The sequence below is a fragment of the Spirosoma arcticum genome, from assembly GCF_054779955.1.
This window is the reverse complement of record NZ_BAAGXG010000005.1, coordinates 272,294-295,915: the sequence shown is the minus strand read 5'-3', so window position 1 is coordinate 295,915 and position 23,622 is coordinate 272,294. Positions and strand designations below refer to the sequence as shown.

The window sequence follows — 23,622 nt, the reverse complement described above, 5'->3', positions numbered from 1 at the left end:
GTATAAATCAAATAGAGCGTACATGACAACTCAGGAAATAGAAATAGATCGGCAGAACACGGCCACGGCGGTGGGTTCCGGGCGAGGAAATTGGAAATTTGGTTTGGTGGGTCTGTTTTTCGGTGTTGTGTTCGTCAGAGCCGAAATCATCTCGTGGTTTCGCATTCAGGAAATGTTCCGGCTCGACTCGTTCCACATGTACGGGGTCATTGGTACGGCCGTTGTAGTGGGTCTGGTCTCCGTGCAGCTAATCAAATGGCTCGGCATCAGAACTATACAGGGTGAGCCGATAACCATTGCACCGAAACAATTTAGTAAGGGCCAGATTTATGGCGGGTTGTTGTTTGGTTTTGGCTGGGCCATCACGGGTGCCTGTCCGGGGCCGTTGTTTGCGCAGATCGGCGCGGGGTATTCAGTCGTATTGGTCACGTTGCTGAGCGCCATTGCCGGAACGTGGGTTTACGGGGCCGTACAAAATCGATTGCCGCATTGATTCGCGCCTGAGGGTACGCACGATCTATACGATACTCTTTTTACTTTACTGGGTTCTCGTCAATGCCTAATCTCGGCAGGGCTGGATTCAAAACCTGTGGTACAACTTTAATCCGAAATACCCGCGTACCCGCTACGTCGAAGTCACAACTGTAGAAACCACGCTGCTTCACACCCCGGTACACCGCCGTATAGTTCACTTTTTGGGGCCAGTTGTTGAGCGCTAATTCCGCCGTGACAGCGTCGACAGCCTTTTGCAGATTCGAGAAGAAAATGATTGTAGGCTCCCGTTGCCGAAGGGTATTTAGTGATCCCACGTACTGGACTGTCACTTCATATATGACGCGCCCTGACAGCCTGATTTTAGGTGATTTTTGGTCATTAATTTCTAAGTCGTTCATCAAGCATAATTATACGAAAAACTATCAGACTATTTTTCGACTCGTAAACTAAAAAGAGACTATGGCCGTTTTACTATTACTTGCATCAGTACAACGCCCGGCCATTTGATTGATCGGGCTTTTTCATACTCAAAAAAAGCGTCAGTCCGTTAAGGCTGACGCTTTTTTTGAGTATCATTCCGACCGCACCGGCGGACCGGACCGGTTGGAATGACAAGCAACAATATCATTTCTTATACATTACTGCATCAACCGCCTGCAACGTGCGTTTGACGTTCGGCAGAATAGCTTCAATCAGTGTGGGTGCGTAGGGCAGGGGCAGATCCATGCTGTTAACCCGAATAACGGGCGCGTCTAAATAATCGAAGGCGTTGCGCTGAATGTTGTACGTCAGTTCCGACGAGATTGCCGCTAATGGCCAGGCTTCCTCAACCACTACGCAACGATTCGTTTTCTTCACCGAGTTGATGACCGTCGCGTAGTCGATGGGACGAACCGAGCGCAAGTCAATCACTTCCGCCGAGATACCATTTTTGGCTAATTCTTCGGCGGCAGCAATTGCCACTTTCATAATCTTGCCGAAGGAAACAATGGTCACGTCGTTACCCTCGCGTACGATGTTGGCTTTGCCAATGGGAATCAGGTACTCTTCTTCCGGCACCTGCCCTTTGTCACCGTACATCAACTCCGATTCCATAAAAATAACCGGATCATTGTCGCGGATGCAGCTTTTGAGCAGGCCTTTGGCGTCGTAGGGATTCGAGGGAACCACCACTTTCAGGCCCGACGTATTGGCAAACCAGTTCTCGAAGTTCTGTGAGTGCTGACTCGATAGCATCCCGGCGTTACCGGTTGGCCCGCGAAATACAATGGGACACGAGTACTGCCCGCCCGACATCGACATTATTTTGGCGGCCGAGTTGATAACCTGGTCAATGGCGACGAGTGAGAAGTTGAAGGTCATAAACTCGATGATCGGCCGCAGCCCATTGATAGCCGAACCCACGCCGATACCGGCAAAACCAAGTTCGGCGATGGGTGTGTCGATAACCCGCTCCGGCCCAAACTCATCCAGCATTCCCTGACTGACTTTGTAGGCTCCGTTGTACTCGGCTACTTCCTCGCCCATCAGATAGACCAACGGGTCCCGGCGCATTTCTTCGTTCATGGCCTCCCGCAGGGCTTCGCGGAATTGTATTTCTCTCATGCTGAGTGCGTTGATTACGTTTTGGAGTGTACAGTAATCAAATAACTCGAAGTCATTTAATTACTAAAAGAGATGGCTGGTAAAGCCGGTCAAAATTAGGCAAAATGGAGGGATTCATCAAACGACCGCTTTGGGCGTGAGCGTAAGAAGCTACGACTAATGTAGGTAACATAAATTAAACACATGAACGACGCAACGCGAACGACGTAAGGTGCATCATTGAGAAGATCTCCGGTGGTTACTGGTCCGAAAACCCGTATGTGCCCTTTGTTAAATAGACTTAATGGGGCTGTTAAATAGTCTTAATGACCTGTTTAGTACTATATCACTACGCTACTTTTACCCGCTCATTACTTGATCGTCTCCGTTTGTATGAAATTTTTACTCGTCGTTATCATATTGATTAGTGCGTTTAGGGCCGCAGCTCAGATACCGGCTGGCCCCGGAACGATTGTCGGCACCCTCGCCGACTCTACAACGACTAAGGCCGTTCCGTTCGCGACGGTATCGCTGCAAACGACCGACGGCCAACTCATTACCGGCGTCACCACCGACGACAAAGGTGCGTTCCGGCTCTCGTCAATTGCGGTTGGCGCGTACAAACTGACTCTTTCGTTTGTGGGCTATCGCACCAGGATAATCGGGAATGTGGTCATTACTGCCGAAAAACCATTAATTGAACTGAGTACGATAAAACTTTCAGCCGACAACAAAACACTGGGCGAGGTGAACGTGGTGGGCCAGAAAGCGCTGGTCGAAGATAAAGGCGACCGGTTGGTGTACAACGCCGAAAAAGACATTTCGAACGCGGGCGGTACGGCCGTTGACGTGTTGCGCAAAGTGCCGATGCTAACGGTTGACCTCGACGGAAACGTGCAGATGCGTGGCAACGGCAACCTCAAAGTGCTGGTCAATGGCAAGCCGTCGAGCATTATGGCACGCAATCTCGCCCAGGCCCTCAAGCAGATGCCTGCCAGCATCATTAAGTCGGTGGAGGTTATTACCAGTCCGGGCGCGAAATACGATGCCGAGGGGGCGGCTGGTGTTATCAACATCATCACCAAAAAAGCGTTGCAGGGATTCAACGGGTCAGTCAATGCGACGGGAGGGAATTTGAATCAGGGCGTTGGCACGAGTTTGAACCTGAAAAAGAATAAAATTGGCCTGTCGCTGTCCGCTAACGGTTATAATAACCGAAACATCAACCAATACCAACTCGTCCGTACTGCCCTGTCAGATAACGTCCCAACGAGCCTTTTGACCCAACAGATTGACCGTGATAACACGGGTGCGGGCGGCTACGGCGAAATGAGCGTTGATTATGATCCTGACTCGACCAGCCGGATCAACCTGGCGGCTAACGTCTGGGGCGGGGCCTTTCCCGACAACAGTAGCATGGTATTTCGCCTGACTGATCCGGCAGGAGCCGACTTACTGGCGTATCGCAACGAAGTCCAGTTTCGTAATCCCTACGGCAATGGTCAGCTTGATCTGGGCTACACAAAGACGATCAAAAAGCCGGGCCAGTCGGAGTCGGACGCGACCCCGGCGGAATTTTCATTGCTGACCCAGTACAGCCGGATGCCGGACAATTATTTTTACGACAGCGACCGCTACACCAGTTCGTCAGAGGTGGTGAGTTACCGGGAACGCAGTACTAACTACAGCCGCAACAACGAGTTCACCTTCCAGTCGGACTATACGCACCCATTCAGGGCTATCGGGCGCAAAGACACGACTACGTTTAAATTAGAGATTGGCGCGAAGGCTATTCTGCGCTACATCGGCAGCGAGTACCGTGTTGAACAGTCAGCCGACGGCGGCCCGGCATTCATTCCAGCCCCAGAATTATCAAATGACTTCGATTACACCCAGAAAGTATATGCTGCCTACACTTCACTTCGGATGGATACCCGGCGTAAATGGGGTCTGAATGCCGGAGCGCGACTCGAACGCACCGTTATCCAGGGCGATTTTCTGACTACCCGCACGGCGTTCAGCAGCCAGTATAACAACCTGATTCCAAGCGTTACTTTGTCAAAGGGTATTGGCAATCATACGGTTAAGGTGAGTTACACGCAACGCATTTCGCGGCCCCTGATCTGGTACCTGAACCCGTGGGTAAACGCGGCCGATCCGCAGAATATTCGAACCGGCAATCCATTCCTCAACGCCGAACTAAGCCACACCACCGAGTTGGCACACAGCCTAACAACTAAGAAAGGTGTATCTATCAACTCATCGGTTTACTGGCGACAAACAAATAACGCGATTGAGTACCTGTCGACGGTCGATGCCGCCGGGGTATCAACCGCTAAGCCGCAGAACATTGGCCGTCGTGCTAATTACGGCCTTAACCTGAACGGGTCCGGTCAACCGAATAAAGACTGGAACCTGAGCGCCGGGGGCGATCTGCGCTACATGGACCTGCGGAGTCCGGCCACCAATCTGCGTAACAGCGGCTGGATATGGAGCGTGAACCTGAATACCACCTACAAATTACCCAAAAACTATACCGTGCAGGCTAACGGCAATTATGGCTCCGGCTGGATTAATCTACAGGGCCGTTTTTCGGGCTGGTACTGGTACGGAATTTCGGCGAAGCGCGAGTTCTGGGACAAAAAAGCCAGCCTGACGCTGGGTGTCAATAGTCCGTTCAACCGGGGCGTCCGGCAAACTGGTCGCGAACAGGCGACTACGTTCGTATCGGATATTCAATCGCTCAACGTAACGCGGTCGGCCCGGCTAACTTTCGAGTGGCGCTTCGGCCAGATGAACAATGGGGGCGGTAAGCAAAGCAAAAAAATTAATAACGACGACCGCAGCCGGTAGGGCAGACGAATGAGGCATGTAAAATGGATAATGAATAGTGGTACGCCACCCTCACTATCCATTTTACATGCCTCATTTTACATTCTGTGAAGAGGCCCGCTTCAGGTCTTCAATCACAATTTCCTCGAAGCCGGGTAGGGTTTTGTAGGCGTACGTGGCCCGCCATTTTGTGTCTTTGTAGTCGTAGGAAGCTTCCAGATACGGTTTATTATCGGTGGTGCCCGCATCGTTTTGGCGGACGTTAATCGTCACGGGAATGTCCCGATGATACTTAAAGTAGTTGGGGTGGGTGAAGTAGCCGAGGGGCGTCGTGTCCCAGGGAACGAACCCGTCGACGCCAAAAAGTTTTTGGTTAAACTGCTGCCACGGCCGAAGCTGGTCATACACCCATTTGTCCGACTCGTTTTTGTTGTTTAAAAAGTCGATGTCCGTTTTGCCCAGGAATGTGTAGATGCTGCATTCATAACCCGACAGCACCATCTTGACGCCCGCATCGAACAGAATCCGGAATGATTCGGGGTCCGTCTCGAAATTGTAGTCCCGTACCGTCAATTTTTCCAAACCCGGCCTGAAGGGCAATCCCGGCGACCGGCCTGCGCACACGACAACTTCTTCAATTTGTGAAATCAGTTCGGGATAGTTTTTGACAACGGTGGCGACGTTGGTGACTGGCCCAATGGCCAGAATCGGCATTTTCTCGGTGCGTAGTGCATTGGCCATTGCCCGCGTTGCGTCGTTTTCGGTGCCGACGTCTTTAGCCATATCCGAGCCGCGATAAACCGGAATCACCTTTCCCGTCCGGTTGTACCAGGTTAGTAACTTCTGGACTACCTCATAGCCGTAGTTGGCGTACGTAATCGTGCTGATACCTACCAGTTCGATTTTATCGGGGTGTTGCAGGGCCATGATGAGCGCAATGGCGTCGTCCACCTCGCGGGGTGTTTTGTCTTTCATTCCGATCATCTGGTCAGTGTCGAGCCAGATTCGGCGGGGTTTGGTGGGTGTCTGGGCCGTGCCGGAGTAGGTCATCAGCAGCAGGCAAAGTAGATAACCAATTGATTTCATGTTAAACCCGGAGCGCTCCACGTTTAAGTAAGTAGTGCGTACGCTTCGTTGAGCAGCGCCCGTTTTTTGTCGAGCGACAAATTCAGCGGTAACTGCGCCAGACCAATCAGTCGGCGCATGATCTCGACGCCCGTAAATCGCTGGCGTAACACCTCATCGAAGCCTTCAATTGGCTGATAACTTGTCAACACCGTATTCAGTACGGTTGGTGGCTGTTCGGCCATCATCAGATGCGCAATCATAACCCCGAGGTCGAACTCGGCCGGGCCGTAGAAGCAAAATTCCGGGTCGATAATCTTGGTGCCCGATGCGGTTTGTAGCCAGCTTCCAGGGTAATAGTCGCCGTGGAGAAGTGTAATCGGTTTGTCGGTACGGTCATCAGCTAAATACACCTCACCCAACGTTTGAATTGTCTTCTTCAAGTCAATATTGCGCTTGTAAATCATTGCCATCTCCTGTAAACCCGGCTGAATGGTATCCAGATCGAAGCCGTTGTCTTCCAAAAACGGATAGTTGATGATGTGTTCGTGGTTCAAGACCCGCATGGCGCGGTTCGCAAACGCTGAGTCGGGCGTCCGGGTCGCAAACTGATCGTGTAGGTCTGACAAATAAGTTGTTAAGGCCAATGCATCAGCTTCGCTCAACTGTTGACCGGGCTGGTAGAGGAACGTAAAATCGCTGGCTGCGCCCAAGTCCTCCAGCACCAATACGTTATTTTCGGCGTCGATACCCAGTAGCTGCGGCATCTGCCCAGCCAGCGACGGAATGGCCTGAATTGTCTGATAAAAACGCCCTTCAATAACGGCGCGGTCGGCTGGGGCGCCAATTGTTGGGTATTTCTCCACGTACCCGCGCGACTGCTTCGCAATCAGCGTTCGGTTCGGGGTGATTACCCGAAGCGTGTAGTTCATGTTGCCTTCACCGGGCTTCTCAACGGATGAAATTGCTTCGTCGGTATCGAGCCAGCCGCGTCGGCGAAGGTAATCCTGAAGGACAAGCGGTTGTTGAGCGTCTACGTGCATAGAATTGACTAAGTTAGTGTAAGTAAGTGTTCACGTGTTTAATGTGTGCGTCGCGGTTGATGACATCCGTACACACTAAACAGGGGGGTAGCCAACATTCGTACGAGATGTTCCACCAAAACTACTCAATCTATTGTTAACCAATAAGTTGCAGGTAAATTAACCTCATTTTATGGTTTAATTAATAACATTGAACTACCAGCCCAACTTTTTAGCCGCATTGTGTTGCTTGATGGAATCCAACCGGGTATAGCGCCGAATCATGGCGCTGGTTTTATGCTTGGTTTGCTGCATTACCTCTGAGTCGTCGGCTCCGTTGAGCTTGGCCGTCGTGACGAACGAAGCGCGTAGGGAGTGCGCCGAATACCGCTTTCCCACATGCTGCTTGACAATGGCACCAATCGACTGGTCGGTCAGCCGCTCCTCCGTTAGCTCGTTTCCCTTGCGTACCCGCACCAGCAGCGGCCCCTTCGTGCGCTCCAGTAGAGCCACCCACTTCTGCAAGGTACGTATCGGACAGATCTGAGCATCGTGACTGTAGAAGAGGGCTTTTTCTTCCCGCTGACCGGTCTGGTTTGTTTTGCTGCCGTAGTAGGTGATGACCACGCCGTCTTCGCTAAAGTGAAGCTGCTCCACGTTCAGGGCCACCAGTTCCGACCGGCGAAACGCACCCATGAAACCCAGAAGTAGGGCTACCTTATCGCGCAACGGGCCGAAGCGGGGCACGCCCTTCACCTCTGTCACTAGGCCACGCAGGATCAGCTTGAGCTGAGCGGCTCCGAACGCCGGTGCCTGCTCGGCGTGGGTACCGTGTTCGCGCTGGATGCCCTTCAGCGTTGCTCGCAGCCAGCGGTCATCAATGGGCATCGTTTCATTATGCAACTCATGCCACTTGCGCACGGCTGACAGTCGGCGGGCGATAGTGGCCCACTTTTTATGAGGAGCTAAGGCCGACACGTACTGACCCAATGTAGCCGCCGTTGCTGGCAGCGGGGACAGGTCTTGCCTCTGACAGTATCCCACGTAATGATCCAGATCGGCCCGGTAAGCCCGCTCGGTGTTGGCCGCTCCTTGGAGTCCTTTCAGTAGGTACTTCTGCTTGGCATTGCCCATTGGGGGAAGCACAACTGCGGAAAACAGATCGGTTTGAGAGGCTGGCAACAAAAGCACAGCTTGACTTTCCATTCGTTTTGACAATTCTTTACAAACATACCGGTTTGTCACAAAGCAAACAAACCGTATTACGATTGAAAGTTTGACCGGTGATCTGCTACCGATAATTTTTACTTATCAATAGTAAAAAACAGCTGGTTAAAATATATATTTCGACTCTTTGCGCCGTTAATTCAAAATCTTTAATCAGTCTCATGTGTATTTTGTATACGATTTGTACAAATTGATTTTAAGACAAGCATAATCAATATGTACAGTCATGGAAAATAAACTTTGATAAGTAACACGTTCTGCGCAAGTTTGCGAAAACGTGATGTTATAGGATGGAGAATGTAGCCATGAACGAATTTCGGCGTCAGGTAGGTGAGTACATCAACCAGACGTACTATGCGGGTAAGGCCTTTGTACTAACCAAAGGGGAGAAAAAAGTGGCGGCCTTGGTACCCATGGCCACGCTTAACCGTCTGAGTGAGTTGGAAGCTTTTTACTCGCAGACTTTAGCGGATCGGCCACCAACCGGCTTATCGAACGGTGAAGCTATTCAAACGAATGAGGAAACAACCTGATGATTGATACTACTGTACTGAAAAATCACATCTCCAGAAAGCCGCACTCGGACACTGTTAGCACGGCTTTTTTGTGCTGATTGATGTAAGGCAGAAATCACCCGTCTGTTGATGACAATAAACAGTAAGCCGGCTCACCAGATGATTTTTACCTTTGCCTTCCTATGAAACTATTGGTCGTTGAAGACGAACCCAAAACGCTCCAGGCCATCCGGCAGGGACTGGAAGAGAGCCAGTTTGAAGTCGAGGTGGCCTATGATGGGTTGATTGCCAAACGGTTGGCCCTGAAAAATAATTACGCGGCCATCATCACCGACCTGGTACTGCCGGGACTGAATGGCTATGAACTCTGCCGTCAGCTCCGGGCTGAAGGGCTAACCACGCCCATTTTGATGCTGACCGCGCTGGGTGAAACCGAGGATAAAGTGATGGGATTCGACGCGGGGGCCGATCAGTACCTGACCAAGCCATTTCAGTTTTCGGAACTGCTGGCGCGGGTACGGGCACTCACCAAACGTGGTACCCAGGTGGCCATGACGGCTCAAATGCTCCGCTATGGCGGGGTCGAGATGAACTTAGATGCCAAATCCGTTACCCGCGACGGGCAACCCATTGACCTGACGGCCCGCGAGTTTGCCCTGCTCGAATTTCTGATGCGCAATCAGGGGCGGGTGCTCTCCAAACCAACCATTGCCGAACACGTTTGGGATATCAACTTCGATACGGGCACCAACGTCGTGGAGGTGTACATCAATTACCTGCGCAAGAAAATCGACCGGGATTTCCCCCAAAAGCTAATTCATACGCAGTTCGGCATGGGCTACATCTTTAAAGAGGAGTAGTGTGTGGGCTGTTCGCATTAGCATGAGTACAGTCAAATTCCTTAGTACCAGGCAGCTATATCGTTCAGGGACTTTCGGGTCAGGGCAGGTATTTGGGCCTCGGGTGCTGGATAGCCAACGGGAATCAGCAGAAACGGGCGTTCGTTGGCGGGGCGGTTCAGCAGCGTAGCCAGAAAGTTCATCGGGCTGGGGGTGTGGGTGAGGGCTGCTAAGCCCGCGTGGTGAATGGCTGCAAGCAGCAACCCACAGGCAATCCCGACCGATTCGTTGACGTAATAGTTGGTGCGCTTCGTACCGTCGGGCAGCAGGTCGAAGGGTTTGCGGAAGACCACAATCAGGTAGGGAGCCGTTTCCAGAAACGGTTTTTGCCAGTCGGTGCCAAACGGTTTGAGGTCGTTGAGCCACTCGTCGTTCATACGGCCCGCGTAGTTTTCACGCTCTTCGGCTTCGGCCCCTTCGCGGATTTGGCGTTTGATTACGGGGTCGGCCACGACGCAAAACGTCCAGGGCTGTTTGTGCGCCCCCGACGGTGCCGTACCAGCCGCCCGCACAATCTGTTCGATAACTTCAATGGGTACGTCCCGGCCCGAAAATTCGCGCACGGTTCGGCGGGTGTCGAGCCAGGCATAAAAAGCGCGGCTGCGGGTCAGCATCTCGTCCGTGGGGTAAGACGCAGGTGAATAGCGCACAAAAGCGGGTTCTTCAACGGATTCGATTGATGGATTCATCGGGTAAAGTTACGGTCTTATCCTAAAATCGTACCGTTGCCCGAACAGACGGCTATGCCGTTACCGACCGTTTCAACAGCCGCCGAATGGACACCAGATGCCCGAATAAAACGATGGGTACCACAAACGTGGGCAGCCAGCTAAAGGGGAAGTTGCCGATGGCGCGGTTGGGCTGCTCGAAGGCGAAACGTTGCAAGGGTGTGGGGGCCGATAAAAACGCGATGGCGATGATTGTCAGTAGTAAACCCAGACAAACGATGTTCCAGACTAAAATCAATTGTCGGCTCATTTTTCCTTTTGTCAGGCCGAACCAAGCCAAAAACGGGGCTGTGATGCCAGAGAAAATATCGTAGTTCCGGCCTTCGAAGGTCATTATTTCCGGTACGGCTTTGTCCAGAAAAAGCCAGTACAGCACCAGTTCGACCACTACCCGGACGGTGTTCAGGTACGTCAGATTCACGAGCGGTAAACTATCCGCAAACCGACGACCGGCTGACGTAGCGAATACCGAAACAACCGTAAGCATAACGGGCAAAATGCCGAACAGCACAATGCGCGGTGGCCCGGCAGCGGGGGCGGATTTGTAGAGACCATTGAACGTCAGCACGGCCTGAAGCAGTAGCCAGATGAGTAGCCCAATCAGAATCGGGGTCGCTTTTTGTCGTGCGGCTTGGCTATTGGCCTGATTGACAGCTCGGTAGAAAAGCAGGAGCGTGGCCAAAACCGTTAGGGCAAACGTGATGGGTACGTAAGCGGGTAGGTTGGGGAGCATGGCTTATTGGTTTAGTCGTTCGCGTTCGCGGGTACCCGGCACGGGCGTCAGGGGCATCATCATAAACTTTTTCATGGCTGACAGCCAGTTTCCGAAGTTGCGTGCCCAGTAAGGTGACCTGGCGAAATAGTCCCGCGTGATGGTTTCAAAATCGTCCGGTTCGCGGCCCGTTAGTTGTTTTACTACGTCGGTTGGGGCGATGTCGAAGCGGTTCAGGCGCATCTGCCGGTTGTAGAAATTGGCCTGCACAATGGCAAACGGGTCGAAGCCAAATTCCCTGCCGAGCATCAGCCCGAACTTCAGAAACAACCAGTCCGGCGAGTTGACCACCCGGATGTTGCGTCCGCTGACGGTCGAGAAAATAGCCGCCATCTCGTGGGTGTCGATTGACGTTGGCCCCGTCGGGAACAGTTTTTGGCCGTAGTACGGAGCCGGATTTTTCAGCAGCGCGGCAATCGACCGGCTCATGTCGCCGTTGGAAATCCAGGGGTTTTTCCCCACGCCAAACGGCGAAGCCAACAGGCCCAGTTGCAACACAAACTCCGTGAGGACAAAGACATTGTCGGCGAAATAGCCCGGTACAAAATACACTACGTTCAGACCCGATTCGGCAAACAGCCGGTAGGCGGTTCGGGTATCGTTGGTCATGACGCTGCCCGTATCGGCAAATTCGGCAATGCGCTGCCCCATAAACACCACCGCGTCGATGGCTGCTTCTCTGGCCGCTTTGATGAACTGGGCCACGTTTTCGGGCATCCTGGGCATAATGGGGTAGCAGTAATACACCCGGCTGATGCCCGTCAGCGCGTTTTGCAACTGCCCGTAGTTGTCGAACGTACCCAGGGCGATTTCGGCACCGCGTTTTTCGAGTTCGATGGCTTTGGCGTTTCGGGAGCGGACAAAGATGCGTACCGGATAGCCTTCGTTGAGCAGTTGTACCGCGGTGGCATAGCCCGTTTTTCCGGTGGCGGAGGTAATGAGAATTTTCTCGTTCATGGTCTTCCTTTGCGTCAACAATTAATGACACAAAGGAAGACACGGCGGGCACGGCCACACCTGTCATAAGACAAGAACGCACTTGTCAATTGGCAAGAAAACAGTCAATCACCCTTTTCGGGCAAATTCACGCCGGATTCGGCTTAGGGACGTATCGGTGATGCCGAGGTAGGAAGCGATGTATTTGAGGGGGGCGTGCTGGAACAGGTCGCCGTTGGTCTCAATTAAATCAGCGTACCGTTCTTCAGCACGTTTGTTAATCAGCGACAGGGTCCGCTGCTTAAAAGCCGCAAATTCTTTCACCAGCATGGCCCGGCCAAATTCCCGAAATTCGGGCAGCGAATGGAACAGCGTGTTCAACGTCCCAAACTCGATGACGAAGACGATACTGTCGGTCAGAGCCTGCATGGTTTCGGTCGAGACGGTACGCATGAACAGGGACGACACCTCGAACACCGCCCGGTTTTTGCCAAAAAAATTAGTCGTTACTTCCTGCCCGTCGGCATCAAGCGTGAATGCCCGCACGAACCCATCGGCCAGAAAAAAATACTCGTTACTGATCCGGCCTGCTTTGAGCAGATACTCATTTTTGGCTAACACCCGCTCGTCAAAATGTCCGGCAATCGTCTCTACCGTCTGCCGCGTGGCCGGTACGTGCTGTTGAATAAACTGAATGAGGGGTTCTTTGTCCATAGTGCCCGGTAATGATGACCAGTTTTTTCGCGGTTCACAGCCGGTTTGGGATACAAGTTACAAATAACTCAGCCACGGATAGGCGTACCGCCGTTTGATACCGCCGTACCAGCGGCAGACGTAATACATGACCACCAGCATAGCAAGCCAGACCGCGTACAACCGGCCCAGATTCGGCGAGTAGGCAGCGGGCCAGGTATCGGGTTTGTCGAACATCAGGTTCAGCACCCGTCCGTACTGACCATACTTCCACAAAGCGGCCCCGGTGTGCAGCAGCAGAATATGGCCAATGTAAAAGAAAAAGGGCACCCGCCCATAGACCAGCAGCACCTGCCGCAACCCGCCCTGCACCCGGTCGATGCGAGCCAGCAGCAGCAGAGCCAGCCCCAGCATCAGGCAGGTGTAGAGTAGTGAGGGCGGGTATTTGGTCACGTTTACGACCGAAAACAGCGTATAAATCACCCCCCGCGGCTGAACCGTCCACGAGCGCGGGTCGCCGTACAGGTTCAGAAACCGCAACCCCACAAACGCCAGCAGCAACAGCCCCCCGGCCCGCAGCAGCCAGCGATTTCGGAGGGACGCGGACTGGGTGAATACCGTGCCGAGCCAGTAGCCACTCGCCATAATCCCCAGCCAGGGAATGAGCGGGTAGGCCACAAAAACGGGCAGTTTTCCGTTTAGCCTGAAAACGCCCTGTTTGTGCAACAGCGTCCACCACGCATTGGCCGATTCAGGCTGAATCACATCCAGCAGATTATGTCCCGCAATCAGCACAAGAGCAAACGCGGCAATGGCCGGGCGGGGCAGCCAGATCAGGCCCGCCAAGATGACCATCGAACAGCCAATGACCCAGATCACCTACAGAAACACAAAATTGTAGCCGAACTGCCAGCAAAGCGTCAGCAGGTTAACATCGAGCAGCATCAGCTACAGACCGCGCGTGATCAGAAACCGGCTCAGGCCTGGTTTGTCACCGGTTTTTTTGCCCAGCAGATACGCACTCAGTCCCGCCAGCAGCACAAACGTGGGGGCGCAGAGGTGCGTGACCCAGCGGGTAATGAACAGCGCGGCCGAAGCCTGCGTCACGTCTTCGGGCCGGTAGGGCGTGGCACTCCAGAAGTCGCGGGCGTGGTCAATCGTCATCAGCACTACAATCAGACCCCGAAGCAGGTCGATGGCGGGTAATCGGTCGGACTTCGGAGTCGGCGGAGCCGGTAGAGGTTGTGCAGTCATAGCGGTCGGTTGTTATAGGGGGATTGGCTTATGAGTTGCCCCGTTCGGATGGCGCATTCCGTTGGCAGGGTCCGTTGGGGCAGGCGGGTTCACCCCCTTGATGGCGGGCGGCAGGAGCTTGTACATCACCGGTGTCACAATCCTGGACAGAATAGTCGAACTAATCAGCCCGCCGATGAGGACCAGGGCCAGGGGCGAAATCAACGGGTTCGCGTTGAAGGCCAGCGGGATTAGCCCCCCAATGGCCGTGAGCGAGGTCAGCACGACGGGCAGAAACCGCAACTCGCCCGCCTGCTCAATGGCTTCGACCAACCCCAGCCCCTGCTGCCGCAACTGGTTGGTAAAATCGACCAGCAGAATGGAGTTTTTGACTTCGATCCCCGCTAAGGCGATGAACCCGATGATGGCCACAAACGACAGGGGGTTGCCCGTCAGGTAGAGCAGCGTAGCTCCGCCGACTACGCCCAGCGGCACTACCGACAGCACAATCAACGTGCCTTTGAAGGTTTTGAATTGCAGGATCAACACCGCCAGGAACAGAAAGACCGTCAGCAGAATCACGGTGATAAACCCGCCCCCAAACGCATCGCCTTCGCTCTCGGCTTCGCCCGATAGTTTATAGCGGTACCCGGCGGGCAGGTTAAGCGCGTCGAGTTTGGGTACAACATCCTTCAGCACACTGTTGGCCAGCACCCCCGTCCGGGTGTAGGCGTTCACTTTGGCAAACCGGCTTTTGTTGCTGTGGTTGATGCTGGTGGGCGAAGTCTCGAACCGAATCGCAGCCACCTGATTCAACGGGACGGGCGTACCGGTGGCGTTGTTCACGAACAGGTTGTCGAATACGCGCAGCGTGGCAAACTCCCCGCGGGGCACGTTCAGGACCACCTCGTAATCATCGTCATTTCCCCCGCCGTTCTCGTCCGAAAACGACCCGACTTTTAGCCCCGCCACTGCCAGCCGCACCGTCCGGTCGATGTCGGCCGTCAGGATGCCGAGGGTGCGGGCCTTTTCGCGGTCAATGGCCACCCGAATGTCAGTCTTGAGTACATTCAGTTCGTTGTTACTGTAAATAACCCCCGGATGGCGCTGTAGGATGCGCTCAACGGCAAACGAAAGTTTCCGCAGCGTGTCGAGGTTGGGGCCCAGTACCCGAATCGAGAGGGGGGCTTCGATGGGCGGCCCCTGCTCAAAGTCTTTCACCTCCACGCTGGCCAGCGGAAAGCGGCTGAACCGATTCCGCAGATCGTTGACAACCTTCTGTTTAGCAATGGGTTCGGTATGCGCGGGCAGTTGGACAAACACCTGGGCAAAATCTACTTTGTCTTCCTGCTGGGGTACGTTGTAATAAATCTGGGGATTGCCCTTCCCCACGTTCGTCGTAAAGAACTCAATGCGGCTGTCGGTGGCTAAGGTATCTTCTACCTGCCGGGCAATGCGGTCGCTTTGGGTCAGGCTGGTTTGGGCGGGCATCCGAACGTTGACTAAGAAAATGGGTTTTTCGGAGACGGGAAACAGCTTAAAGCCCAACTGCCCGAACAGCAGCAACGAGCTGGCAAACAACCCAAAGGCTATCACCAGCGTCGCCACGGGGCGCTTCAGTGCCGTTCCCATCAGGGGAGCATAGGTGGCATGAATACCCCGTTTGAGGAGCCGCAGCAGCAGGTTCCCCTCCGCCGACGCATGATTTTTCAGTAAAAGGCTGCTCAAAAAGGGCACCACTGTCAGCGACACCAGCAACGACCCCGCCACGCTCGCTACAACGGCCAAGGGCAGGCCGCGCACAAATTCGCCGGGTCCGTCGGGCAGGAAAATCAAGGGTAAAAACGCGATAATCAGCGTAGCGGTCGTGCCGATCACGGCCACCGTAATCTGGCTCGTGGCCCCCACAATCGCTTCCCGTTTCGGATAGCCATCGCGCAGCCACCGCTCCGTATTTTCAACCACCACAATACTATCGTCCACCAGCAGCCCCAGGGCCACCACCAGCCCCACAATGCTCAACTGGTTGAGCGAAATGCCGAACAGGTTCAGCCCCACCACGCCCAGCCCCAGCGACAGCGGAATGGCAATCATCACGACCAGCGCGGCCCGCCAGCCCAGCGGCAGCAGCGTGACCAGCACCAGCAACAGTGCCAGGCCAAAATCAAGGGCCAGTCCGCCCAGCCGCCCGGCTACGTTGTCGGCCTGGTCGAAGTTGGCTACCAGTTTGATGGTGGGCGGGAGCTTTTTTTCAAAAGCGGCCACCACCGGCGCGTACTGGCCCTGGGTATTGGCAATGTTTACGCCCACCTTCTGGGCCGCCGTCACCAGCACGGCCCGGTGGCGGTTGATGCGGGTGATGTGTTTCCGGATGTCGTTCTTGAGCGTCACCGTAGCCACGTCTCGTAGGTAGGTAATGTGGCCGTTGCCGTTAAAAATAACCGTGTTGGCAATGTCGGCCACGTTGCGGAACCGCCCGCTGCTTTTGACCGTAAAGCTCTTGCCGCCCGCGTCTAAACTGCCGCCGGGGATGTTGGCGTCTTCACTTTGCAGGCTCCCGATCACCGTCGTGAGCGGAATGCGTAACTGCGCCAGTTTGGCCACCTGCACATCCACCCGCGCCACCTGCTCCGGCACGCCCGACACCTCTACTTTCTTGAGATCGGTGATTTTTTCAAGGTCTTCCCGCAACGCGTCGGCGTGGCGTTTGAGCGTAGCCATTGACGCTGTCTCCGACACGAGGGCCAGTTGCAGAATCCGCACGTCGGACGGGTCAATTTTTCGCACCTCAATGGTATAAATGTCGGGCGGCAGGGAGTTTCGCAGGCTATTTACTTCCCGCACCACCTCCTGGTATTTGTTATCAACGTTGACGCTGTAGGTGAACTCCGGCTGAATCACGGCCAGCCCGTCCTGAATAGAGGTCGTGATTTTTTTGATGTTCTCGAGTTCATAAAGTTTGTTTTCAATCGGTTTCACCACCAACTGCTCCATGTCGGCGGGGGTGGTGCCGGGATACACGACCACAATCGGGAACTGGGGCGGATTGATCTGGGGATCTTCAGCACGGGGCATGGTCAGAATCGTCACCCCCCCGACCACCAGAATCATCAGGAACATAACCAAGGTGAACTGGTAATTTTTAACCGAAAATTGGGTCAGATTCATGGCTATCGGACGATTTGGATGGTGGACGATTCGTTCAGAAATGCACTGTTCGACACCACTACCGCCGACACCTGCTCCAGCCCGCGCTTGACGACCACGTGGTGGTCGTCGAACCGGTCAATTACAATCGGTACGCGCCGAACCCGGTTTTTGCCCTGGGGTACAAACACAAACGCATCGTTGCCGTTGGCTTCCACCACCGCTTCGTAGGGAATGACTGTCTGCCGGCTGCTTCGACCCGTTTGCAGCGTGGCCCGGCCAAACATCCCGACGGAGGGCTTTGTGCCGGTCAGGTTCAGTTTAACTTCCACCTGAAACGTGCCACTGGCCGGGTCGGCGGCTGTCGGTTTGCGGAATACAGTGCCCTTGAAGGTGCGCCCCGGAAAGGCATCGAGCGTAACAACCGCCCGATTCCCAAGGCTGACGGCGGCCCAGTCCCGGTCGTTGAGGCCCAGTTCGAGCGTCCAGTCGCGGCTGTTGCTGGTTTCGTTGATGGCCAGCACGGGCGTACCAGACGCGATTACCTCGCCTTCACTGGCTAATTTTTTGGTTACGATTCCGTCGGCAGTGGCGTAGACGTAGGCATATTGCTGGTTGAAGGCCACCACGCGGGTCGCTTTCTGAGTCAGGTCGAAGGTGGTTTTGGCGTTCTGCACCTGTTCGAGCGTCGCCACGCTGTCGCGGTAAAGGTTCTGCACCCGTTGGTAGTCGCGCCGGGCTTTTTCCTGCCCCAGTTCGGCCTGCCCCAGTTGCTCGTTGATTTCGGTGATTTTGAGCGCGGCCAGTCGCTGCCCCTTCCGAAAGGATTGCCCTTCCTGCACCCAGATTCGGTCGATGACCCCGCTGATTTTGAAGCCATAGCGGGCTTCATTTTCGGTCGATAGCAAGCCGGTCGCTTTCACATCGGGCTGAATGGTGGCTGAGCCAACGGGCAACACGTGAACGGCTACGGTTCCGGTCGCCTGGTCTAAGGGCGTTTTCTTGCGTTCGGCACCGGGGTTGCAGCCAGCCAGGGCCGCCACCGTCAGGCCAAGAAAAATAAACGAAGTTTTCATGCTGGTTGCGGGTGTTTGTGGGCTTAATTGAGCGGAGACGAGGCATTGGCGTATTCGACACCGGCTTGTTTGGTCCAGGCATCGAACCGGGTGATGCTGACCTGCAGGCGATCCGTAATGAGTTGATTTTGAGCGTCCAGTAATTCGATGTAGAGGACCTGCCCTTCCCGGTAGAGCCGCTGGATGTCGCCGTAGTACTTCTCTGATGCCGCCACCTGCGACAGAGCCGCGCGGTGCTGCGCCAGTGAGGAGCGCAGGGCATTCTGGGCCGAGACGAGTTGCAACCGCAGTTGCTGGGTCACGTAGTTGGTATTGGCGTTCAGGGCCAGCCCGTCGGCTTCGACCTGCTGCACCCGCCGGGCGTTGCGCCCCGCCGAAAACACCATCCAGTCGAGCGATATCCCGCCAAAATAATACGGACTACGGCGGTTGACGGTGTTAAAGCCCTGCGCCCCCAGGTCTAAAAAGGCATTGATTTTTGGGCGTTTGTAGGTCTGGGCCAGCCCCACTAAGCTACTGTTGATGCCCTGCGCCTGCCGCAGTTTCGCTAACTCCTCCCGGCCCGCCACCGACGAATCGGCCAGTGCCAGGCCATCGGGAACGGCCCGCACCGAATCGCGTTCGACAGTGGTTTCGGCCGGGCGGTTGAGCAGAAAATTGACGTAAGCCTGGGCGGTTCGCTGCGTTTGCCGGGCAACCTCCAGTTGGGTGGCAACCCGGGTGACCTCGTTCGTGCTTCGTACCACGCTCGTTCGGTTTACCTTCTGATTGTCGAACAAAGCCTGGTTAATGCGCTGGTTTTCAAGCACCAACTGCCGGGCGTTTTCGTAAATCTGAATGACTTCGGTGGCCTGAAGCCAAGTGTAGTAACCGACCTTAATGTCTTTGGCCAGTTCGCGTTTGTAGCGGTCAATCTCAATCTGCTGCCCGTCATACTGCTGCCGTTTAATGCGCTGGTTATAACCAATTTCGGCGTTCAGAATCGGGTACGTTGTCCGCAGGTGCAGGTCATAAAATTTGTTGGGGTTCAACAGAATCCGCTGGTTGTCAAGCTGCGGAAACTGATCGGCTCCCGTCATCTGATTGAGCGTTCGATAGACCGGGTTCAGCAGGTCGCCAACGGGAAAATCTACCGTTCGACCCCCACCGGCCAGAGTGTAGGCCCCCGCCAGGTTAACGTTGGGCAGGTAGAGAGTTTTGGCCTCCTGCAACGCATACAGGTTGCGTTGCAGCAAAAACTGTTGCTGCTTCAGGCCATCGTTGGTGGCAAAGGCCTGCTGGATATAGGTATTTAGGTGGGTGCCGGGCTGAGCGCGGGCCGTGAGCCAGGGCAACAGCAGGGCGAGGTACATAAATGGGAATTTCATTGAATATAGTTTTAAAAATGAACATAGTTCAAAATAGGAATAAAAAAATTACCGGGGATCAATCATTTGTAAAAAAACAGCGTACCCCTGCTCCACCGGATTTTCCAGACTGACGACTTTGCAGCGTTGCGAGATAACCAGACTACACATCCCATGAACGGTTCCCCAGATCATGAACGAGAGGGCTTCAACGGGGGCATAGTTAAAGTGACCGGCCGTCACGCAGTCCTGAACCACGGCCCGCAGAAAGCCAAACGTGGCATTCCCTTCGTTCCATTCGTCATCGGCCCACTCCCGCACAAACTCCAGCGGGGCCTGGCTATTGAAGATAAGGTCGTACATAGCAGGCTCTTCGCGGGCAAACTGAATATAGATATGGCCAATTGCCTTTAGCCGTTCCATTGGGTCCGCCACGACCTGCAACACCTGAAAACGGCCCCGAAGCTCGCCAAAACCTTGCGCGTGCAAGGCATGAAGAATGGCGTTTTTGTCCTTAAAATAGACGTAAATCGTGCCCACACTGTACTCGGTAGCTTCGGCAATACTGCGGATTGTAACGTTGTCAATACCTTTCTCGACGAAGAGATTCATGGCCGCTTTCAGCAATAGCTGACGGAGTTCTTCTTTTTCCCGCGTTTTTCGTTCGGTACTACCCATTGCTTCACTGATGTATAGTCGAGGAAGGAATTTTTACTGAACATAGTTCAATAATGCAGAAAATTTTTGCTGCCCGCCCTCATAGAAATTTGACTAATCGAATTCTCGACAAAGGCTGTCGATGGATAGCCTGCATTTACCCGTCAGATGATAGTTTGGTAGCGGATCGGTCTAAAAAAACCTGAACCACGAAATCAGCAACCTGATTGCCGATTAAGCATGACCCATATTTTTCGGGTATCTTTCGGAATGACCATCCGTGACCGGCTAACCCTTCGCTTTACTGCCCTCGTATCTAGCATTCTGCTGCTGGCCTTGGTGAGCATCTACGCCTTCTGCTGGTATTTTATCGCGTCGGATTTTTACCGGCGGCTCGACCGTAAAGCCGCCACAACGGGCGATATGCTCATCCGCCACCGCCTGAACGCCGACCTGATCCGTCAACTGAGCCACATCCGGCGCGACCAGTTACCCAACCAGAACATCATAATCTTCGACGGGCGGGACTCGCTGATTTTCGCGACCAGCGATTCCCTGTCGCTGGCAATCTCCCCGGCGGTGCGGGCCGACATCCGCCAGCGCAAACAGCAGGATTTCAGGCAGGACGGGTATTACCTGTCGGGGAGCCGCTACATGACGGCCACCGGTCAGTTTGTCGTCATTGCCAGCGCCGAAAATGTCTATGGGGATGTGTTTCTCCGGCAGCTATTGTGGGCACTCGGAGGCCTGTTTGGCCTGGTTATCGGCATTACGGCGCTGGCGGGCCGGTTGTTTGCGGGCGATGCCCTCCGGCCCGTGCAGCAAATTGACCGGACACTCGGCCAAATCTTTCCCAAAAACCGGGAGGAGCGGTTGCGGGTGGGTGACGAACCGGACGAAATCAGCCGCCTGTCGGCCACCATCAACCGGCTGCTCGACCGGGTGGCGGAGTCGTTTCGATTGCAGCGGATGTTTGTGGCCAACGTTTCCCATGAGCTGAAAAACCCGCTGACCCAAATCAGCTCTCAACTGGAAGTGAGTCTGCTGAACCAGCGTACTCCTGAAACGTACCGTCAGACCATTCGCTCCGTGCTCGACGACGTGACGCAGCTTTCGACCCTGACGCACGAGTTGCTACAACTCTCGCAGGTGAACCAGGAGGGCGGGACAAGTATGCTCACGGAAACCGTGCGGCTGGATGAACTGGCATGGGATATCCGGGATGAGGTGGCGGCAATCAACCCGCGTTACCGGGTAACGGTCGACCTAATCAACCTGCCCGACGACCCCGACGGGCTTACCCTGCCGGGCAATAAAACCCTGCTGTGTACGGCCCTGAAAAACCTGACCGAAAACGCCTGTAAGTTTTCCGACGACGGCCAAGCACAGGTTCGCGTCCGGTTTGAACCGGACCGGGTACAGGTTGACATCGAAAACACGGGCCAGCCGATACCCAAAGCGGATTTGCCCTTTCTGTTCGAGCCGTTCTACCGCAGCCGCCAGACGGCCGATCAGGTGCGGGGCTACGGAGTGGGGCTGGCCTTGGTCGATCAGATTATCCGGCTGCACGGGGGGGAAATACAGGTACAATCAGGAATCGACGTACCGACTACGTTTCGGATTGGGTTGCCCCGGTGACGCGAGCGGCTTCTAAGCAAATTCTAAGGAGTTTGTCAGCAAACCCTAAGGAAAGAAGGAGACTTTTGGGTTGTACGCATACCTAAATGAGCGATTCAATGATTTCTCCTTCCTTTCTGCAAACCTATTCGTCCTTCTCGCCGGCCTCCGTTCAAACGGATTTGTCCCCAAACCCGACGAACAAATCAATAGACGATAAACCGCCCGGCAAACCCGACTGGCTGTTAATTCTGGTGAGCATTCTGTTTCTGCTTACCCTGTTCATTGCCTGGCTGGTTGACGTACCCGTGCTGGGTCGCTGATACACCTGAAAAAGGAAGCCGACTCGTTTACTCGACAATCAGCTTGATGCGCTTACTTTTGGTACGGCTTTGCAGCCATCGTTCAATACGCTGCCGCTCGGACCGGGTATGCCGCCGGGAGAATTTGGCGTACACCAGCATGACCGTGTCTGGCATTGCCCGGTTGGCATTCATTACCAAAGAGCGGGCGGCTGTAAAGGTCTGCACGTCGGGCATGAGCGTTTTCAGTTCGTTGCGCAGGTCGGCTACCGGTAGCCGCGAGGTTTGGGTCATTTCGATGTACCGGCGCAGCGAGTCGATGGTCTGGTCTTTGCGGGCGATTGACGACTGACTGTATTTAATCACCTCGTCGGTTACGGTGCTTTTAATGGCATCCACGTCAATGTCTTCATCCTTAAAACTACCCTGCTTCACCACGAGTTGGGCATCACCCAGACCATAAGGTGGCATTTTGGCCCGCAGCAGGTTGATGGAGTCGGGGGGCAGCGACTCGCCGACCAGCGTGAGTTCCAGCTTACTCTGACGGCGGTTGAAGCGGGCTGCGTAACTGACGACCTGCCGGTACTGAAAATTGCATTCGTTGGTAACGAATCGTTTCGCCGACTGCTCGAAGATGGTTTTGCGGACAATCTGATAGGCTAAGTAGCTGCTGGGAATAATCACCAGCAGCACGGCCAGCCAGATCGTATGGCGCACCCGCCGTTCAACGCCCGCGCTGGGATACGTCCTCTGGTGGTAACCCAGATACCGCACAATCAGGAACGTGGCTAAGCTGATGCAGATGCTGTTGATCAAAAACAGGTAAAACGCCCCGGCGAAATAATACAGGTTACCCGATGCCAGCCCGTAGCCCGCCGTGCAGAGGGGCGGCATCAGGGCCGTCGCGATGGCGACCCCCGGAATCACGTTGGTTACCTTGTCCCGGCGCGACCCGGCCACGATGCCCGCCAGCCCGCCGAAAAACGCGATAAACGCGTCCCAGACGGTGGGCGAAGTGCGGGCCAGCAACTCGGCTTGAGCAATGTGGAGCGGACTGATGAGAAAATAAACCGTGGAGGTTAGCAGGCTGATAAACACGGCTAAGCCCAGGTTCTTCAGCGCCCGCAGAATCATGGCCAGGTCGTTGATGCCCACGCCCAGTCCGATGCCCATAATGGGACCCATCAGGGGCGAAATGAGCATGGCCCCGATAATGACCGCCGTCGAGTTGACGTTCAGCCCGATGGAAGCAATGAAGATGGCAAAAATGAGCGTCCACAGGTTGATGCCCCGGAACTCGATACCCCGGCTCACGGACAGAATCACCCCGGCTTCGTCGTCTTTGTCCTCATCTAAGCTGAAGCGGTACCGCACAAACGCGCCCAGGCGGGTCAGCACGTCCGGGCGTTTGGTCTGGGGTAGGTTGGGGTCGTTAACAAGCATAATCAATGGTAAAACGGACGCGCTGACAAACGC

The 23,622-nt window shown here is 54.6% G+C and carries 20 protein-coding genes and 1 pseudogene; 6 read left to right on the top strand and 15 right to left on the bottom strand.

Going from position 1 to position 23,622, the window contains the following annotated elements; translation table 11 throughout:
- The first annotated feature begins 22 nt into the window (after window positions 1-22).
- Window positions 23-493, top strand: coding sequence for a DUF6691 family protein (locus tag ACYVHB_RS13430; protein ID WP_461052256.1), 471 nt, complete (start codon window positions 23-25; stop codon window positions 491-493).
- Between the two features lie 40 nt (window positions 494-533).
- On the opposite strand, the gene ACYVHB_RS13425 is transcribed toward ACYVHB_RS13430, so the two are convergent.
- Together ACYVHB_RS13425 and ACYVHB_RS13420 are read right to left on the bottom strand one after the other, a co-directional pair.
- Window positions 534-893 carry a hypothetical protein gene (locus tag ACYVHB_RS13425; RefSeq protein WP_461052255.1) on the bottom strand — a complete coding sequence of 120 codons (360 nt, stop codon included), beginning with the start codon at window positions 891-893 and terminating at the stop codon, window positions 534-536.
- A 226-nt stretch (window positions 894-1,119) separates the two neighbouring features.
- Window positions 1,120-2,100, bottom strand: coding sequence for a pyruvate dehydrogenase complex E1 component subunit beta (locus tag ACYVHB_RS13420; protein ID WP_461052254.1), 981 nt, complete (start codon window positions 2,098-2,100; stop codon window positions 1,120-1,122).
- Window positions 2,101-2,472: 372 nt separating this feature from the next.
- Here ACYVHB_RS13420 and ACYVHB_RS13415 point away from each other — a divergent pair, with 372 nt between their 5' ends.
- On the top strand, window positions 2,473-4,932 hold the full coding sequence (locus ACYVHB_RS13415) for a TonB-dependent receptor (protein ID WP_461052253.1): 2,460 nt from the start codon (window positions 2,473-2,475) through the stop codon (window positions 4,930-4,932).
- Window positions 4,933-5,004: 72 nt separating this feature from the next.
- Here ACYVHB_RS13415 and ACYVHB_RS13410 read toward each other — a convergent pair whose 3' ends face one another.
- From ACYVHB_RS13410 to ACYVHB_RS13400, 3 genes are all read right to left on the bottom strand, one after another.
- Window positions 5,005-5,997 carry a nucleoside hydrolase gene (locus ACYVHB_RS13410; RefSeq protein ID WP_461052252.1) on the bottom strand — a complete coding sequence of 331 codons (993 nt, stop codon included), beginning with the start codon at window positions 5,995-5,997 and terminating at the stop codon, window positions 5,005-5,007.
- A 23-nt stretch (window positions 5,998-6,020) separates the two neighbouring features.
- Window positions 6,021-7,019, bottom strand: a complete 999-nt coding sequence (locus ACYVHB_RS13405) for a phosphotransferase (RefSeq protein WP_461052251.1) — start codon at window positions 7,017-7,019, stop codon at window positions 6,021-6,023.
- Window positions 7,020-7,214: 195 nt separating this feature from the next.
- Window positions 7,215-8,204 (bottom strand): site-specific integrase, encoded by a 990-nt coding sequence (locus ACYVHB_RS13400; RefSeq protein ID WP_461052250.1) that lies wholly within the window; start codon window positions 8,202-8,204, stop codon window positions 7,215-7,217.
- Between the two features lie 311 nt (window positions 8,205-8,515).
- Between ACYVHB_RS13400 and ACYVHB_RS13395 the strand changes: the two genes are divergently transcribed.
- Entirely contained in the window at window positions 8,516-8,758 is a 243-nt protein-coding gene (locus ACYVHB_RS13395) for a type II toxin-antitoxin system prevent-host-death family antitoxin (RefSeq protein WP_461052249.1), read from the top strand.
- A gap of 164 nt (window positions 8,759-8,922) precedes the next feature.
- Entirely contained in the window at window positions 8,923-9,600 is a 678-nt protein-coding gene (locus tag ACYVHB_RS13390; RefSeq protein WP_461052248.1) for a response regulator transcription factor, read from the top strand.
- A gap of 41 nt (window positions 9,601-9,641) precedes the next feature.
- On the opposite strand, the gene ACYVHB_RS13385 is transcribed toward ACYVHB_RS13390, so the two are convergent.
- The 9 genes and pseudogenes from ACYVHB_RS13385 to ACYVHB_RS13345 form a co-directional block, all read right to left on the bottom strand.
- Entirely contained in the window at window positions 9,642-10,328 is a 687-nt protein-coding gene (locus tag ACYVHB_RS13385; protein ID WP_461052247.1) for a nitroreductase family protein, read from the bottom strand.
- Window positions 10,329-10,380: 52 nt separating this feature from the next.
- Window positions 10,381-11,100 carry a hypothetical protein gene (locus tag ACYVHB_RS13380; RefSeq protein WP_461052246.1) on the bottom strand — a complete coding sequence of 240 codons (720 nt, stop codon included), beginning with the start codon at window positions 11,098-11,100 and terminating at the stop codon, window positions 10,381-10,383.
- A 3-nt stretch (window positions 11,101-11,103) separates the two neighbouring features.
- A complete protein-coding gene (locus ACYVHB_RS13375; protein WP_461052245.1) occupies window positions 11,104-12,096 on the bottom strand; it encodes an NmrA family NAD(P)-binding protein in 993 nt (330 codons plus the stop codon).
- 108 nt (window positions 12,097-12,204) lie between these two features.
- Entirely contained in the window at window positions 12,205-12,789 is a 585-nt protein-coding gene (locus ACYVHB_RS13370; RefSeq protein WP_461052244.1) for a Crp/Fnr family transcriptional regulator, read from the bottom strand.
- Between the two features lie 57 nt (window positions 12,790-12,846).
- Window positions 12,847-14,022 (bottom strand): annotated as a pseudogene (locus tag ACYVHB_RS13365) (DUF1624 domain-containing protein).
- 12 nt (window positions 14,023-14,034) lie between these two features.
- Complete coding sequence (locus ACYVHB_RS13360; RefSeq protein ID WP_461052243.1) at window positions 14,035-17,169, bottom strand: efflux RND transporter permease subunit; 3,135 nt, start codon at window positions 17,167-17,169, stop codon at window positions 14,035-14,037.
- Between the two features lie 2 nt (window positions 17,170-17,171).
- The gene (locus ACYVHB_RS13355; RefSeq protein WP_461052242.1) at window positions 17,172-18,224 is read right to left on the bottom strand and encodes an efflux RND transporter periplasmic adaptor subunit; all 1,053 of its coding nucleotides are present in this window, start codon (window positions 18,222-18,224) and stop codon (window positions 17,172-17,174) included.
- 23 nt (window positions 18,225-18,247) lie between these two features.
- Window positions 18,248-19,591: a TolC family protein gene (locus ACYVHB_RS13350; RefSeq protein ID WP_461052241.1), complete on the bottom strand. Its 1,344-nt coding sequence runs from the start codon at window positions 19,589-19,591 to the stop codon at window positions 18,248-18,250.
- A gap of 48 nt (window positions 19,592-19,639) precedes the next feature.
- Window positions 19,640-20,248: a TetR/AcrR family transcriptional regulator gene (locus ACYVHB_RS13345; RefSeq protein WP_461052240.1), complete on the bottom strand. Its 609-nt coding sequence runs from the start codon at window positions 20,246-20,248 to the stop codon at window positions 19,640-19,642.
- 249 nt (window positions 20,249-20,497) lie between these two features.
- Between ACYVHB_RS13345 and ACYVHB_RS13340 the strand changes: the two genes are divergently transcribed.
- Window positions 20,498-21,865: a sensor histidine kinase gene (locus ACYVHB_RS13340; protein ID WP_461052451.1), complete on the top strand. Its 1,368-nt coding sequence runs from the start codon at window positions 20,498-20,500 to the stop codon at window positions 21,863-21,865.
- A 98-nt stretch (window positions 21,866-21,963) separates the two neighbouring features.
- A complete protein-coding gene (locus tag ACYVHB_RS13335) occupies window positions 21,964-22,167 on the top strand; it encodes a hypothetical protein (RefSeq protein WP_461052239.1) in 204 nt (67 codons plus the stop codon).
- A 27-nt stretch (window positions 22,168-22,194) separates the two neighbouring features.
- Here the strand turns inward: ACYVHB_RS13335 and ACYVHB_RS13330 are convergent, their stop codons facing one another.
- Window positions 22,195-23,589, bottom strand: a complete 1,395-nt coding sequence (locus ACYVHB_RS13330) for a DUF389 domain-containing protein (RefSeq protein ID WP_461052238.1) — start codon at window positions 23,587-23,589, stop codon at window positions 22,195-22,197.
- Window positions 23,590-23,622: the final 33 nt, after the last annotated feature.